The following is a 14,548-nucleotide window of genomic DNA, read 5'->3' as shown; positions in this document are numbered from 1 at the left end:
TCTTGTGCGTGTCAGCGTTGCAATCCAGCCCATTCCGACACGCGTGCCACTACAGTTTTCCTGTAGACGGTCCAAGTGAAGGCTTTTGATCGCTTCACCGCGTTGTCTCCCATAGATTGAAGTAATGCTTTATCACCCTTGAGCTGGCGCAGTCGAGCCACTAGGGCATCGACGTCGCGGGGCGGAATGATATACCCCTCTACGCCGTCGCGAACGATGTCGCCTGGCCCATTCGGCGTGGTCACCACGGGTAGGCCGCTGGCCATTGCCTCAACGACGGAAAGCGGCATCCCCTCGACAAGTGTGGGAAATACAAACACATCCGCGCACTGCAATACCTCGGCAAGCTGTGCGCGTGGCAGATGAGGTACATGCCGGAGCAAGTGCCTCCATGGCTTCAGTGCCGAACCATCGTCCTGCATCTGGCCGACCAAGGTCAGTGAGGTGTTCTGATCGCGAATCTCCTGATAGGCCTTAAGCAGATAGGAAAGGCCCTTTCGCTGGCTCAATTGTCCGACAAAAACGATATTAAAGCTTTCATCTTGTGCCTGCCTTCGCCCGTCGGGGTGGAATAGAGACGTATCCACCCCGTAAGGAATTACCTCCAACTTTTCCATAGGCACGCCTTCGGAAATGAACGTGTCGCGAACGAAGCTTGAGCCAACCAGAATATGGTCAGCCAGCTCAATCTCCCGATCCAACTGTTCCATCTGCCAAGCGGGTCGCTCATGGCTGTTCAGGGTGGCGGCGAACTCAGGTTCGCGAGCGGCTTCATCCTGCAGATAGCGGCGGGTGAAGGCATGATGGGCTAACGAATAGTTGAGTACGCAAACAGCACCCCGCTCCTTCGCTATCCGAAATGCTGACTCGGCGCAGCCCCAAGTAGCCACCACCGCCGTTACGGTCGAATCCCTCGACGCGTGAGCTCCAGAACGCTCGACCGCGCTTCCGAGCAGATAAATGATTCGCCCGCGCAGTGACCGATGAAATGGTATCCAAGCAGGAAGCTTTGACCACAAGGCCAATGTAAAATCCCAACCTAGACCTACCTGCCGCACATGCGTGGCATTTAGTCCTTCTGGCATGCGACGCCTACCGAAGGACTTCACATATATGCTGCCTAGGACAGGCACTCGCTCCAATAAATGTTCCCCCCACCGATCAAGATTGGTATATGGGCGGACGTAGCACGAGAGGACGTTCATTTCGGCCAAACCTGCGGCCAATTGATTCAACTCGGGAAAAGAACTGTTGATGATTAAGATCATTATGAATTCGGGATCGCCCACTTAGCGGATGTGATGAGTGTGGAGTGAATCTGGCGCCGAGAGGAAAGCGACTGCCCGCCATGGCCAGCAGCGTCGTAACCAGCACGGTGGACAATGTTCCACACAGCAGGAGCATACGGCCTGAAGCCTTTGCGTGATTCATGTTGAAGCTCCTCCAGACATGGCGACTTCTCCCCCGCCGAGAGCAATACGTCGCGCTCGAAACGCCATCCACACGGCTACACACAGGGACGTTGCGGACGCAGCAAGGACACCATAGGCGGCACCTTCTTGCCCCCATGTCGGCACGCAGACAATAAGCGTAACCACCCCAATCGTGAGGCCGACCAGTTCAGCAATGGTCGATACCATGGGCAGGCCCATGCCACGCAGGCCGTCCGCAATCACCCTGTATAAGGCGCCGAGCGTACCTGCGATACAGAGGATTTTAAGCATGAGGGCCGCCGCAGTGAACGCCTCGCCGTATACGAGTCGCAACAGGTCGACAGCCCAAAACATGACGACAACCGTAGCCAGAGTGCCCCCACCTGCCGCCAGCAGGAGGAAGCGACGAAGCACCCGCCATTGGTCTGCAGCGTTGCCACACTTGGCAATTTCGGGCAGCACCACCTGCCCCAGGGCAAAACCCTGTGCACGAATGAGGTTGGCGGCCGCCAGCGCTGCGATGTACAGGCCAATATCGTGCGTAGAAACCAACAAGGTAAGCGCCAACACGTCGATCCGTAAGCCGGTGAAGGGTTGCAGCGTACCCAGTTGGGCTGAAACGCCATATCTCAGCTCGCGGCGCAGGCTTTTCCTGTCAAACCAGCGTGTTTCAACTTGTCGACACAGCCGTAACAGCATGGGCACCGTGAGCGACAACGCAAGAATCGCCGCGAGGGCATTACTTGCGAGATTGGCAGTGACAACGGTGGTTACTCGGATGTGGTGCGTCATCCACAGTCCCAGCAAGATCAGCGCATAACCTAAAGGCACGCTCACTCGCACGGCATTAAAGGACGCATAGCGCCCCGCCCCCTGCTGAATCGCATTGGCATATAGCGTCAACAGATTGAGCGGCAGGTACGCGCACAAATACAACACCGCCAGATTACCGAGGGCAGCGCCATGACCAGCCAGCGCCCCGGGAAGCACCAACCAGCCCAACAATCCAAGAAACACCCACTGGCAGGCTGCCAGCACCGTCGCATTACCCAGCAATTGATGTCGTTGCATCGGGTAGCGTGCAGACGCATACGTTATCGCGACCGGCAAACCAAGGTTACCTAGATAAGCAAACATGGATGTCCAGCTAATGACCGCGGCGAGTGCACCGCGACCATCGGGCCCAAGCAGGCGCGCCACCAACACTCCCGTGCCCAAGCCTATGAGCTGGATCAGCAGTTGCGTGCCTGTGGTGTAGAAAATCGCTCGTCGCATGAATCACATACTCTTCACCACCAAGATATTGCCGATGTGCCTGTCTTAGCCGTTGTCAGGATGAGTAGGGTACGCATCGCTGGCATCTGACGGTTGCATCGATGACTCAGGCTGACTGCGCCACAACGACACACACGGAATCTTGCTCTTGTCGCAGCGATGAGCGTATTTGCGCGCGACCTCCGTCACCTCTTCCATCAGGCCTTCGCCTAGCGTTATCGGTTCCAGGCCCAAGTGCAGAAAGCGGTCGTTCGCCACGTGCAGCTCGTTCTCGTCGGCTTCATTGCGCGGATTGTCCAGATACTCGGCTTCCACGCCGGTCCGCTCCGTAACCATGCGAGCCAAGTCCCGGACTCGATGCGTCTCCGTCATCTGATTAAGAATGTGCACCTTGTCGCCGCTGTCGGGCGGATTTTCCAGCGCAAGCTGGATACAGCGCACCGTGTCCTGGATATGGATGAATGCCCGCGTTTGGCCACCGGTGCCGTGGACCGTCAGGTGGTAGCCTACCGCCGCTTGCATGAGAAAACGGTTAAGCACGGTGCCGTAGTCGCCATCGTAATCAAAACGGTTGATCAACCGCTCATCGTGCCGCGTTTCCGCTGTCTGCGTGCCCCAAACAATACCCTGGTGCAGGTCGGTTACGCGAACGTGATCGTTTTTATTGTAGTACGCGAACAGGAGCTGATCCTGGGTTTTCGTCATGTGGTAGATGCTGCCGGGGTTGGGCGGATACAGGATCTCGTTCTCAACTAACTCACCGTCTTCTGTTTCGACCTTGACTGTGAGATAGCCTTCCGGAATCTTCATGCCCGCGGTGCCATAGCCGTAGACGCCCATGGTGCCCAGATGAGCCACATGGATATCCAGACCGCTTTCGACAATCGCCGCCAACAGGTTATTGGTGCCGTTGAGATTGTTGTCCACCGTATAGCGCTTGTGCCGGCTCGACTTCATCGAATACGGCGCAGCGCGCTGCTCGGCGAAATGGACCACAGCATGCGGCTGCCAGCCGTTGATCAGATCAAGCAGGCGCTGATAATTACGCGCAACGCTGAAGTTATAAAATAAAATCTCTCGGCCCGATACTTCCCTCCATGCCCGCAGGCGCTCGCCCATCGGCCGGATAGGCGTGAGTGATTCGCATTCGAGCTCGATGTCGATCTGGCGACGGGAGAGGTTGTCCACGATTGCGATTTCGTGACCTAAAGACGATAGATGTAGGGCCGTGGGCCAGCCGCAAAATCCATCGCCACCGAGAATCAATATTTTCATATCTTGAGCTTCAGGTTGTGGTTTTTCGGTGAGTAAGCAGGGATCCGCACCAGCTTTGACCCCGTTTTGAATTCGTTTTTCCGTCAACCAAAACGCTTTCGGACAGATCGGCCCCGAGGCGCGCCGCGTCACGCCATAATTGCGAATGGCACTGTGATGGCTATTCATACGTTGGCTAAACCGGCATGAGCGTTCAAGCGCCGTCGCCAGATCTCCGGGGTGGCCGACGTGATCGCGCCCACAAGGGGACCCCAGCTTGCCCTGCATGGGCGTCGATCGCACGTAGCCCCCCGGCGGTCGTAGACCACGATATCGATTCGCCGACAGGGTTTCGATCAGCCTCGGGGCTGACTTGGCCACCTGTAGAAGCTGCGATCCGGTTGATTCGAGGTTCGGCGTGGCACGGCGGAACGTTCCATCGCGGCGGGCGCCGCTCCTAAAGGAGTTGCCGCGCCAGCATTGCGATAATCGGTTGCTTGCCAACAGGTAATTCCCACACGTTTCCTTGCGAATCTCGCCGACCACCGCGTTCAACTTTACCGCTTACTCAGCTGGAGGCCTTGTATTCGTACTCGTAATAGCCGCCATAGACCCCAGCCGACTTGGCGTGTGATTGGCGATAGGCGTTGAACACCACACCCGCGATTTTGCGATCCTGGCGGGAGAACCGCTTGACGCTTTCTTCCAGTTCGGCCATAGGATGGACGCCCGCGCGAGCCACCATGAACGTGACAATTCCGGGCGTTGCCGCAGCGATGACGGCGGCGTCTGTCACCGCCAGGATCGGCGGCGCGTCGATAATCACAAGATCGTATTCTTGTTTGAGCCGCTCGATGAGTTCACCAAATGACTGCCGCATTAGCAACTCGGACGGGTTCGGAGGTATCTGACCACTGGTGAGCAATTGCACATTGTCTTGCTCACCTATATTGCGCACCGCATCTTCGAACTTAACTTGGCCGGTGAGCACTTGGGACAAACCAGGTTCGCGTTGCCGCCCTTCAGTAAAGGCGTGAAGCCGACCTTTACGCATATCAGCGTCGACTACAATAACGCGTTGCCCGGTGTCGCCCAGCAGCCAGGAGAGATTGGCGCTAATGAACGACTTACCGACGCCGGGTGCTGGGCCAGTGATCAGGATGACGTTGCTGCCCGACTCCATCTGAGCAAAGTACAGGCTAGTTCGAAGACTACGCAGCGCTTCTACAGACACATCGTCGCCATGGTCACGGGCAAGCACAGGGGTCGGCAACCCTTGCCTTTCAGCTCTGCGCGCACGGCGTTCCAGCCAATTACTGAACGGTACGACGGCGTAAACCGGCAGGCCAAGCTGGTTTTCGATCTCGCTCGGGTCGTTGATACCGCGGCGCAAAGCGGCTTGCAGCAACACCAGCCCCACGCCGACGATGCCGCCCAGCAGCACGGCCAGAATCAGCGCCAGTTTTTTGCTGGGCGCAACAGGTTTAACCGGCGGGACCGCCGGGTCGACGATACGCACGTTGCCGACGGTCCCCGCCTTCATGACACGCAGTTGCTGGGCGCGGTCGAGCAACGTGGTGTAGAGCTGTGTCTTGACTTTCACGTTGCGTTTAAGCCGCAGGATGGCTTTTTCGGCGTCCGGCAGCTTGTTGATCTTCTTTTGTAGCTGTTTTTCTTGTTGTTTGAGTTGCGCCATCTGATCGCGCGCGGCTTCCAGCGCCGGGTGCTTGCCGGTGTAGGTCTGGCGCAATTCGGCCAGTTTCATCTTGAGCTTGGACTGCTGGTTTTGCAGATCCACCCCTTGCTTGAGGAGGGATTGCGCCGCCTCGTTCAGGTCCACCGGTTGGCCGTTGCTTTGTTGGTAGTTCGCGAGCTTACGTTCAGCGGTCTGTACGTCGGACTTGAGCTTGGGTAGCTGCTTGTTCAGGAAGTCCAGGCTTTTCTTGGCTTGCTCCGACTGGGCTTCGACATTCTGTTGCAGATAATTGTTGGCAATGGCGTTCACGAGCTGCGTGATGTGATGCCGATCGTGGCCTTGTAACGCGATTTGGACAATGCCCGTGTCCTTACCCCGCTCGGAGACGCTGAGCTTTTTCGACAGGCCGTTGACCGTCGAGAGCCAGGCATTGTGCGTGACGGTAAAATCCGTCGGCGGCGCGGCGACGTGCAACGTTTGCACGAAAAGCCCGACCGCCTGGCCGTCGGGCGTATGGCCACTCGCCGCCTTGCCGACCTGGCCTTTGAGGATCTTCGACCCCTCGGGGCCATACAATACATATTGACCGTCGCCCAGCGCGCGTAGATCGAACGGTTTGCCGAGCAATGCGTGGGGCACGTCGAAGCGCGTCACCTTGATGTGTGCCGGCTGCCAGGCATAGTGCGAAAACCAGAACCCCTGGCTCGCCGGCACCGCCGCGGCACTGGCCTTGGTCGGCTTGCGGCTTTTCGCTATCGCGTGGCCAATCACGGGGAAATAATCCGGTTTGGCGACGATATCCAGGCCGAGGTCCCGCACGGTCTGGCCAATGACCGAGCGGGATTTCATGATCTGCATCTCGGGCGCCGCGATGCTCGTGCTTTGCCCGGTGATCTGGCCGAGCTGAGAGGTGAGCCCCTGCAACGGCGAGGCGGGCTGGTTCGTCTCGACCTGTAACAACGCGTTCGCGCTGTAGGTGGGTAGGGTTGCCCATAGGTAGAACACGGCCAGCACGATAGCGGCCAGCACGCACGCCGCTATCTTCCATTTGCCGGCGGACAGGATCGCCCAGAGGCGTACGAGATCGATTTCGTCGCTGGGCGCCTCCTCGGTTCGCGGCTCGTAGGACATTTGATGACTCGGCGGGTTGCCGGGCGATTCGTTAATCAAACTACAAACGCTCCCTAAAGGCCGCCGTTGTTGGCACGGCTGTAGATCAGCAAGGTCTGGAATATGGTGTTGAGCGCAGGCGTGATTTGTGCGAAGGCCCGGTTGAAATTCACGAGACTTGCCGGCGCCGCATATACGATATCGCGTGGCTTCAGTTCAAACTGATTCGCCAACACGAGACCAACAGGCGAGTTCGCGTTCAGGCGATACACCGTGGGACGCGAAATGGTCTGCCCGCTCTCCGAATTGACTGAAGTTTCGTCGGTCAAACCGCGAATAACATAAATTGCACTGGTATTTGCCGAATCGAGACTTACGCCGCCCGCGTCCGCTATAGCATCGTTAAGCGACATTCCGCCAGTCGAATATGGAAGCGCCATCTGTTTCGAGAATTCGCCCACCATAAATACCCGGTTGGCACTATCGTCTATCAGCAAATGGTCATTTGCCTGCAGCGGCACCGACCGACCGGCTGAGTAGATTTGATTCAGATCTAGACGCGTCCTATGGCCATTGCGCACAAGCACGACATTTTGCACGCCGACACTGGTCGCTCCCGAACTCGTGCTACCTCGAGCGGCCGAGCCTGAGCCGCTCAGCGACTGACACTGATCAAGTGCGCTTAACAGCGTTAGCGTGATATCTGTGATTGGTACGGTACAAGGCTTACTTACATCGCCCGAGATATACACATGCTGGCTACGGTATTTCATGACTCGCACATCCACTTGCGGGTCACGAATATAAGTAGAAAGACGGGTAACTATCTTTTGTCTTAATTGAGCAGTCGTTAGCCCGGCAGCTTTAATTTGCCCGACGTAAGGGAAGTACAACTTCCCATCGGCGTTAATCAGCTGGCCTTGAATATCGCCACTGCTATTGGTGGATTGCGTCGGATTGGTGAGTTCCGGATGGCCGTAAACAACAACCTGTAACACATCGCCCGGCCCCAAACGATAAACCGAGGTTTTGGACCGCACACTGACTTTCTTTTCAGCCGGGGTGACAGTCTGCTCAGATCTTTTCTGGTTTTGTTGCTCTATGAGACTTGGCGTGATCTTAACCAGACGCGGCTCATAGTCGATCTTTTGCTGATTCTGCTTTTGCTGGTATGTGGATTCGTGGCTCGCTCCGAAGTTGTACCACGCCGGCCCATTGAGGCCATCGGAACTATAGCCGGGCATCGCACAACCCGCACTCAAACTCAATAGAGCCAATGCGGCAGCACTCGCAGCGCCTCGCATACTCGCGCACATCCACACAGGCAAGGCGCCGTCAATACTTCGCATTAGCAATCCGTCCCCTAACTAACTATCGCAGGTCTGCCAACTTCGGCGACAGACCTTATGCGTCTCAAACCAAGACAGCCGCTTAACGCGCGGCGCAGGCCCCAGTCAACTACTTACCAAGCCGATCGCACCAGTCTCCGACGCACTCTGCGATGTCGGCATAACTTGACTCGAAAACATCACGCGGGTGGCGATAGGGGTCTTTGATATCGTTTCCTCCACGCCAATGGCTGATCATAAATACTCGCCCGCGGCTTTCCGGAAACCGTTCGGCGATCCACTGGCGCTGCCCATCTTCCATCACCAGCACTAGATCATAATCGCGGAGCATGATTTCGGTCAGTTGCCGACCGCTATGTGCCGCCAGATCAAGCCCCTCACGCTCCGCTATCCCGCGCGCCGCATCCGGCATACTGCCATTCACGACGGCCGCAATACCGGCCGAGCCGACATCTAGGCCCGCTGTATCTCGCCGAAACAACCCCTCTGCCAAAGGACTCCGACAGATGTTGCCTGTACAGACGCAGAGCAGGCTGTTCAATTGCATCTCAACACTCTAAATCTAAACACGTAGATGTTGGCTCGCAGCACACAAAAACGTTTGAGCCGCAAAAAACGCCATTCAATACTTTCATCTCCAGCCTCGTGACGAACTCTAGATACTGGGAGGCTATCGAGCCGCGATCAGGAACTCGATTTGCTGCCGGAAACATTCACACTACCGCGCAGATTGCCGAGCTGGTCCACCACGCGAACTTTGTTGTATTGCCCTTGCGGCAGGTGGAGCGCGACACATTCGGTAATCATCGCCTGGCTCACCGCGGCGTCGAGCCGTGGGGCGTGCCAGTCCATGCCCACGGTGAGCACATCATTCTTGAGGCCGGTCTTCTTGCCGTCGAGCTTGACGTTGTAACCGCCCGTCGGGCGCTGGCCCATTTCGACGACCAGCACACCGTTGCGCGCCATTTTCGGGCTAAAGCCGGAGATGTTGCGGTAGTCAATCCAGTTCTGGAACGCGCCGGGCGTGGCGAAATAATGGGCTTCGGACTGCTGCGACGGCGTTCCGCAGTAGGTGTTCTTGCCAACGACCGAAACGCCCGAAGCACTGTCCCCCAAATGGAGGACACTACAAGCAGAAAGCGCAACGGACGAAATGAGCAGCAAGCCCAAGCGCATCATGAACATACGGTTCGCACCAGCGGTTCGAGTCGAAAGCGCGGCAGGATAGCACACGCTATCCGACATGCCGCTACGAAAAAAAACACCAGATATCATCAAGCGGAACCGGCACCGGCAGCGGCCACGAGCGAATTCTCCAGATACCCCTGCGTAATCAAATATTCGACAAGCTGATCGACGCAGCCATTTACGTCCTTGTCCGCTGTGTGCAGATGCACTTCGGGATGCTCCGGCGGCTCGTAGGGCGCACTGATGCCCGTGAAATTCGGAATGCTGCCCGCCCGTGCCTTCTTGTACAGCCCTTTCGGATCACGCTGCTCGCAAACATCCAGCGGCGCGTCGACAAACACCTCAACGAAATCGTTTTCGCTGGAGAGCGCGCGCGCCATCTCCCGATCACGGCGATAAGGCGAGATGAACGCCGTGAGATTGATCACGCCGGCATCCCGAAAGAGCTTGGCGACTTCTCCAATGCGCCGGATGTTCTCGATCCGGTCTTCCGGCGTGAACGATAGATCACGGTTGAGCCCGGTGCGGACGTTATCGCCGTCGAGACGATAGGTGCGACACCCCATGTTGGTGAGGCGTTCTTCCAGCGCGACCGATATGGTGGATTTGCCCGATCCCGACAGCCCCGTAAACCAGATTGTTAGCCCGCGGTGACGATTGATCGCCTCCCGTCGTTTTCGGCTTACCGTGCCTTCGTGCCAAACCAGGTTCTCGTTGTTGCTCATGGGTTCGAGTTTGCCTTTCGACTATGCAAGACGCGCTCAAAACCCGCGGGTTTCGAGCTGCTGGACAATCGCCGGGACCACATCGGCCGCGGGCCCTGGACACTTTATATCGCACAGTGCTGTGACCGGCGTATCGGCCGGGTTGATTTCGATCGCCGTGCCCTGCCCCGAAGCAGCGGCGCGTACCGGCGCCGCGATGTATTCGAAAACCGCTGTGGTGCCGATCATCAACACCACATCGAATCCGCCGGCAAGCTCGCGCTGATATCGCTCCAACGCCGAGCTCGGCAGCATCTCCTCGAACAACACCACGGCGGGACGCTCTAAGCCGTTACAGCGCCCGCACCGGGGCGGCCACTGCATCAGCCTCGAGTAATCCGGGACCGTCCGCGATTGTCCGCAGCGAATGCAGAACAGACGATGAATATTGCCGTGCATTTCGATGAGTTCACGCGTGCCGGCGGCTCGATGGAGGCCGTCGACGTTCTGCGTGACCACGCAGAGATGCTCGACATGATCGGCAAGATCCACGATGGCGTGATGTCCCGCATTGGGCCGCGCGCCGCGACATGCGGATTCGATCTGGGCGATGTATTTCCAGGTCAGCGCCGGGTCGCGCTCGAACATGGGGCCGGACAGCGCTTCCTCGATGGCCACGCCGTCGGCCGTCGACTGTTCTTCATACAGCCCGCCAACGCCGCGGTACGTCGGCATCCCGGAGTCGGCCGACATGCCCGCGCCGGTGATGACCAGTACACGCGAAGCCGACCCAAGCACCCTCGCCGCTTGCGCGATGCTGTCGTCGATGGTCGATACGCCGCGGGGGTCAGACATCCGCCCAGTATGCCGGAGGGCTTCGGGGGCTGTCTTGGGTTGCCGTGATTGCGCCCCGAGTGATGCGACGCGTGTGGCGGGTTGAACGGGCTGTGGGCGTGCTTTTGTCGGCTTACGGCCTCTTAGCCTACGCCGACCTACGCAGGCTTTGCGGTTTGAGTGGGTCCGGTTAGCCGCAACCCGACATGTGGGCGGGATAGTGACGAGCGCGGATCAAAGATTACGGGCGTCGACGCTGTCGGCTTACGGCCTTTTGGCCTAAGCCGACCTACACGCGCTGAGCGGGCCTGCGCGGGCTGGGCGAAAATGGAGGCGCGTGGCACTCGCACCTGGGGCATCAGTTTGCGTAGGTCGGGTTAGCCGCAGGCGTAACCCGACGGGTGGGCGGGATGGTGACGGGCGTGGATCAAAGATCATGGGCGGCGACGCTGTCGGCTTACGGCCTTTGGCCTAAGCCGACCTACACGCGGTGAGCGGGACCTGCACGGGCTGGGCGAAAATGGAGGCGCTTCGCACTCTTACTGGGGCATCAGTTTGCGTAGGTCGGGTTAGCCGCAGGCGTAACCCGACGTGTGGGCGGGATGGCGACGGGCGTGGATCAACGATCATGGGCGGCGACGCTGTCGGCTTATGGCCTTTGGCCTAAGCCGACCTACACGCGGTGAGCGGGACCTGCGCGGGCTGGGCGAAAATGGAGGCGCTTGGCACTCGTACTGCGGCATCCGTTTGCGTACGTCGGGTTAGCCGCAGGCGTAACCCGACATGTGGGTGGGATGGTGACGGGCGTGGATCAACGATTACGGGCGTCGACGCTGTCGGCTTACAGCCTTTGGCCTAAGCCGATCTACACGCGCCAGGCCGGTATGTGCGAGCTGGGGACCATAACGGCGCCGCCTTCGACGGGCCGCGATACGTCGGCCTCATCCGGTACGCTTGGCCATGCGTAGCCGATCAGGCCACAACAACTACAGGGGAACCCGCTTGAGCCGGATCAGAAATCTCGTGATCGTGCTCGGCGATCAGCTCGACCGGGGGTTATCTGCCTTGGACGATTACGACGCCGATCGCGACATCGTGTGGATGGCGGAAAACCAGACCGAAGCGACCCACGTCTGGTGCCACAAGCAACGCCTGGTGCTGTTCTTCGCCGCCATGCGCCATCATCGCGACGACCTCCGCGAGCGCGGCTACGAGGTCTGGTACCACGCCCTCGAGGCCGATGCGCGACACGACAGCGGCCGCGATTTTGCCGCGATCCTGACCGTCGCCATCAACAAGTGCGCACCGCAGCGGCTGGTGATGACCGAGTGCGGGGATCATCGCGTGCAGACCATGCTGGCTGAATGCGCCGAATCGCACGGCCTTGCCCTGCAGGTGCGCCCCGATCGTCATTTTTATTGCAGCCAGGATGCCTTCGACGAATGGGCGAACGGCCGCAACACGCTGCTGCTCGAGCATTTCTATCGCTCGATGCGCCGCGCCGAAAACATCCTCATGGACGAGGACGAGCCGGAGGGCGGCCAGTGGAACTACGATAAGGACAATCGCGAGACGTTCGGCCGCGATGGCCCGGGCGAGCTGCCGCATGTGCGACGTTTTCGACCCGACGCGCTCACGCGCGACGTCATCGCCATGGTGGCGTCCCGTTTTGGTGGCCATCCCGGTCATATCGAGCCATTCGATCTGCCGGTGACACACGACGAAGCGCGCTCGGCACTGCGCGATTTCATCGCGCATCGGCTTCCCCTGTTCGGCGATTATCAGGATGCGCTCTGGACGGGCCGGCATTTCGCCTATCACTCACGCTTGTCGGCCGCGCTCAATCTGCATTTGCTCGATCCACGCGATTGTGTCGATGCCGCCGTGGCCGCGTACCGAGCCGGCCACGCGCCGCTAAACAGCGTGGAAGGCTATGTGCGCCAGGTCCTCGGCTGGCGCGAATTCGTGCGCGGCATCTACTGGCATGAGATGCCCGGTTACGCGCATCGCAATGCGTTGCGCGCCCAGCTGCCGGTGCCACGCGCGTTCTGGGACGGCGAAACGGATATGGCCTGCATCCACGACGCGATGGCCAACGTGCTGGATCATGGCTACGCACATCACATCCAACGCCTGATGGTGCTTGGCCTGTTCGCGCTCGTGGCGGGCGTTCATCCCTACCGTTTCCACGAATGGCACATGGCCATGTATCTGGACGCCATCGACTGGGCGAGCCTGCCCAATACGCTCGGCATGAGTCAGTTTGGCGACGGCGGCCTTGTTGGCACGAAACCATATTGCGCATCCGGTAATTACATCAACAAGATGAGCAATTACTGTAAAAACTGCCGGTTCCATTACAAGCACGCGATCGGCGACCAGGCGTGCCCGATTACAACGCTTTACTGGGATTTTCTCGACCGGAATCTCGACGCCTTTCGCGACAATCGACGCCTGGTGTTTCAGGTCAAGAACCTGGAAAAGAAACGCGAGGATGCGGACTTCATGGCCGCGCTTCGCGATCGGGCACGCGAACTGAAACGCCGTATCGAAGCACAGGAATTCCTATGAAGAATCGCGCCATCGTCTGGTTTCGCCGCGACCTCCGGCTGGCCGACAACCCCGCCTTGCGCGCTGCCGTCGACGGGGGCTACGACGGCATCGTTCCAGTATTCATTCATGCCCCCGAGGAGCGGGGCGACTGGGCCGAGGGCGGTGCCCAACGGGTGTGGTTGCACGAATCGCTCACCGCGCTCGGCAACGAACTGGACGCCATCGGCTCACGACTTGTCGTGCGTCGCGGGCCGTCGCTCGACGCGCTCGAGAGGCTCATCGAGGAATCCGGCGCCAGCGCGGTATTCTGGAACCGGCTGTATGACCCGCTCGTCGTGGCGCGCGACAAACAGATCAAGCAGGCGTTGAACCGGCGCGGCGACCTGCATGTGGCGAGTTTCCAGGCCCATCTGTTATTCGAGCCCTGGCAGATTGCCACCCGTCAGGGCGCCCCGTACAAGGTGTTTACCCCGTTCTGGAAGTGCATCAAGCAGGAGCCGCGCCGCGCCCCACTACCCCGGCCCACCGAGCTACCGCCGGTCGGGTCGCGTATCGGCACACTCGAGATCGCCGAACTCGATTTATTGCCAAGCGTGCGCTGGGACGACGGCATCCGCCAGCGCTGGGAGCCCGGAGAATCCGGCGCTCAGCGGCGGCTCGAAGCGTTTCTGGACGCGCCGGCCGAGCGCTACGACGAAGAGCGGGATCGGCCGTCTGTACAGGGCACGTCGTATCTTTCGCCGCATCTGCATTTCGGTGAAATCAGCCCCCATCAGGTGATGCATCGCACCGATGAGTGGCTCGACGAACACGCGAGCCCAGCACCACGCCCGCATATCGAAAGTTTTCAGAGCGAAATCGGGTGGCGCGAATTCGCGCATCATGTGCTGTTTCATTTTCCGGATACGCCGCGCGAGCCGCTGGATCAGCGCTTTAGACACTTTCCGTGGATCGAGGACGACGAGGCGCTCGATGCCTGGCGGGCCGGCCAAACGGGTATTCCCATGGTGGATGCCGGTATGCGCGAACTCTGGGCCACCGGCTATATGCATAACCGGCTGCGGATGACGGTGGCCTCTTTCCTCACCAAGATGTCAACGCCGACTGAAAAGTGACCCCTTTTGGTCTTGAAACGCCGATTGAAAATTGACC

General features: G+C 59.0%; 11 protein-coding genes. 2 read left to right on the top strand and 9 right to left on the bottom strand.

Annotated elements, in window-relative coordinates:
- Positions 1-11: 11 nt before the first annotated feature.
- The 9 genes from C41B8_RS01680 to C41B8_RS01645 all read right to left on the bottom strand — a co-directional run bounded on the left by C41B8_RS01680 (position 12) and on the right by C41B8_RS01645 (position 10,864).
- The gene (locus C41B8_RS01680) at positions 12-1,268 is read right to left on the bottom strand and encodes a glycosyltransferase family 4 protein (RefSeq protein WP_084188375.1); all 1,257 of its coding nucleotides are present in this window, start codon (positions 1,266-1,268) and stop codon (positions 12-14) included.
- A gap of 159 nt (positions 1,269-1,427) precedes the next feature.
- Positions 1,428-2,708 (bottom strand): lipopolysaccharide biosynthesis protein, encoded by a 1,281-nt coding sequence (locus tag C41B8_RS19225; protein WP_051882707.1) that lies wholly within the window; start codon positions 2,706-2,708, stop codon positions 1,428-1,430.
- 45 nt (positions 2,709-2,753) lie between these two features.
- Positions 2,754-3,983: an NAD-dependent epimerase/dehydratase family protein gene (locus C41B8_RS01670; protein ID WP_037333233.1), complete on the bottom strand. Its 1,230-nt coding sequence runs from the start codon at positions 3,981-3,983 to the stop codon at positions 2,754-2,756.
- Between the two features lie 547 nt (positions 3,984-4,530).
- A complete protein-coding gene (locus C41B8_RS01665; RefSeq protein ID WP_037333230.1) occupies positions 4,531-6,789 on the bottom strand; it encodes a polysaccharide biosynthesis tyrosine autokinase in 2,259 nt (752 codons plus the stop codon).
- A 53-nt stretch (positions 6,790-6,842) separates the two neighbouring features.
- Entirely contained in the window at positions 6,843-8,117 is a 1,275-nt protein-coding gene (locus tag C41B8_RS19940) for a polysaccharide biosynthesis/export family protein (RefSeq protein ID WP_084188374.1), read from the bottom strand.
- Between the two features lie 109 nt (positions 8,118-8,226).
- Complete coding sequence (locus C41B8_RS19935) at positions 8,227-8,664, bottom strand: low molecular weight protein-tyrosine-phosphatase (protein ID WP_084188373.1); 438 nt, start codon at positions 8,662-8,664, stop codon at positions 8,227-8,229.
- A 137-nt stretch (positions 8,665-8,801) separates the two neighbouring features.
- Positions 8,802-9,362 (bottom strand): hypothetical protein, encoded by a 561-nt coding sequence (locus tag C41B8_RS01655; RefSeq protein ID WP_232225968.1) that lies wholly within the window; start codon positions 9,360-9,362, stop codon positions 8,802-8,804.
- Between the two features lie 29 nt (positions 9,363-9,391).
- Positions 9,392-10,030: an adenylyl-sulfate kinase gene (cysC, locus tag C41B8_RS01650; protein WP_037333224.1), complete on the bottom strand. Its 639-nt coding sequence runs from the start codon at positions 10,028-10,030 to the stop codon at positions 9,392-9,394.
- 36 nt (positions 10,031-10,066) lie between these two features.
- Positions 10,067-10,864, bottom strand: a complete 798-nt coding sequence (locus tag C41B8_RS01645; RefSeq protein ID WP_037333222.1) for an NAD-dependent deacylase — start codon at positions 10,862-10,864, stop codon at positions 10,067-10,069.
- Between the two features lie 981 nt (positions 10,865-11,845).
- Between C41B8_RS01645 and C41B8_RS01640 the strand changes: the two genes are divergently transcribed.
- Both C41B8_RS01640 and C41B8_RS01635 read left to right on the top strand, forming a co-directional pair.
- A complete protein-coding gene (locus C41B8_RS01640) occupies positions 11,846-13,414 on the top strand; it encodes a cryptochrome/photolyase family protein (protein WP_037333219.1) in 1,569 nt (522 codons plus the stop codon).
- Positions 13,411-14,511: a cryptochrome/photolyase family protein gene (locus C41B8_RS01635; protein ID WP_051882705.1), complete on the top strand. Its 1,101-nt coding sequence runs from the start codon at positions 13,411-13,413 to the stop codon at positions 14,509-14,511. The genes C41B8_RS01640 and C41B8_RS01635 overlap by 4 nt, the downstream gene beginning before the upstream one ends.
- Positions 14,512-14,548 lie beyond the last annotated feature (37 nt).

It is taken from the genome of Salinisphaera hydrothermalis C41B8 (assembly GCF_000732535.1).
GTDB classification, from domain to species: domain Bacteria; phylum Pseudomonadota; class Gammaproteobacteria; order Nevskiales; family Salinisphaeraceae; genus Salinisphaera; species Salinisphaera hydrothermalis.
This window is presented reverse-complemented; position numbering and strand designations above follow the sequence as displayed.

Excerpts from the sequence above, each read along its gene's own strand:
- C41B8_RS01670 (WP_037333233.1), bottom strand. The coding sequence starts at position 3,983 with ATGAAAATATTGATTCTCGGTGGCGATGGATTTTGCGGCTGGCCCACG.
- C41B8_RS01635 (WP_051882705.1), top strand. The coding sequence starts at position 13,411 with ATGAAGAATCGCGCCATCGTCTGGTTTCGCCGCGACCTCCGGCTGGCC.
- C41B8_RS19935 (WP_084188373.1), bottom strand. The coding sequence starts at position 8,664 with ATGCAATTGAACAGCCTGCTCTGCGTCTGTACAGGCAACATCTGTCGG.
- C41B8_RS01645 (WP_037333222.1), bottom strand. The coding sequence starts at position 10,864 with ATGTCTGACCCCCGCGGCGTATCGACCATCGACGACAGCATCGCGCAA.
- C41B8_RS19225 (WP_051882707.1), bottom strand. The coding sequence starts at position 2,708 with ATGCGACGAGCGATTTTCTACACCACAGGCACGCAACTGCTGATCCAG.
- cysC (WP_037333224.1), bottom strand. The coding sequence starts at position 10,030 with ATGAGCAACAACGAGAACCTGGTTTGGCACGAAGGCACGGTAAGCCGA.
- C41B8_RS01665 (WP_037333230.1), bottom strand. The coding sequence starts at position 6,789 with ATGTCCTACGAGCCGCGAACCGAGGAGGCGCCCAGCGACGAAATCGAT.
- C41B8_RS19940 (WP_084188374.1), bottom strand. The coding sequence starts at position 8,117 with ATGCGAAGTATTGACGGCGCCTTGCCTGTGTGGATGTGCGCGAGTATG.
- C41B8_RS01680 (WP_084188375.1), bottom strand. The coding sequence starts at position 1,268 with ATGATCTTAATCATCAACAGTTCTTTTCCCGAGTTGAATCAATTGGCC.
- C41B8_RS01655 (WP_232225968.1), bottom strand. The coding sequence starts at position 9,362 with ATGTCGGATAGCGTGTGCTATCCTGCCGCGCTTTCGACTCGAACCGCT.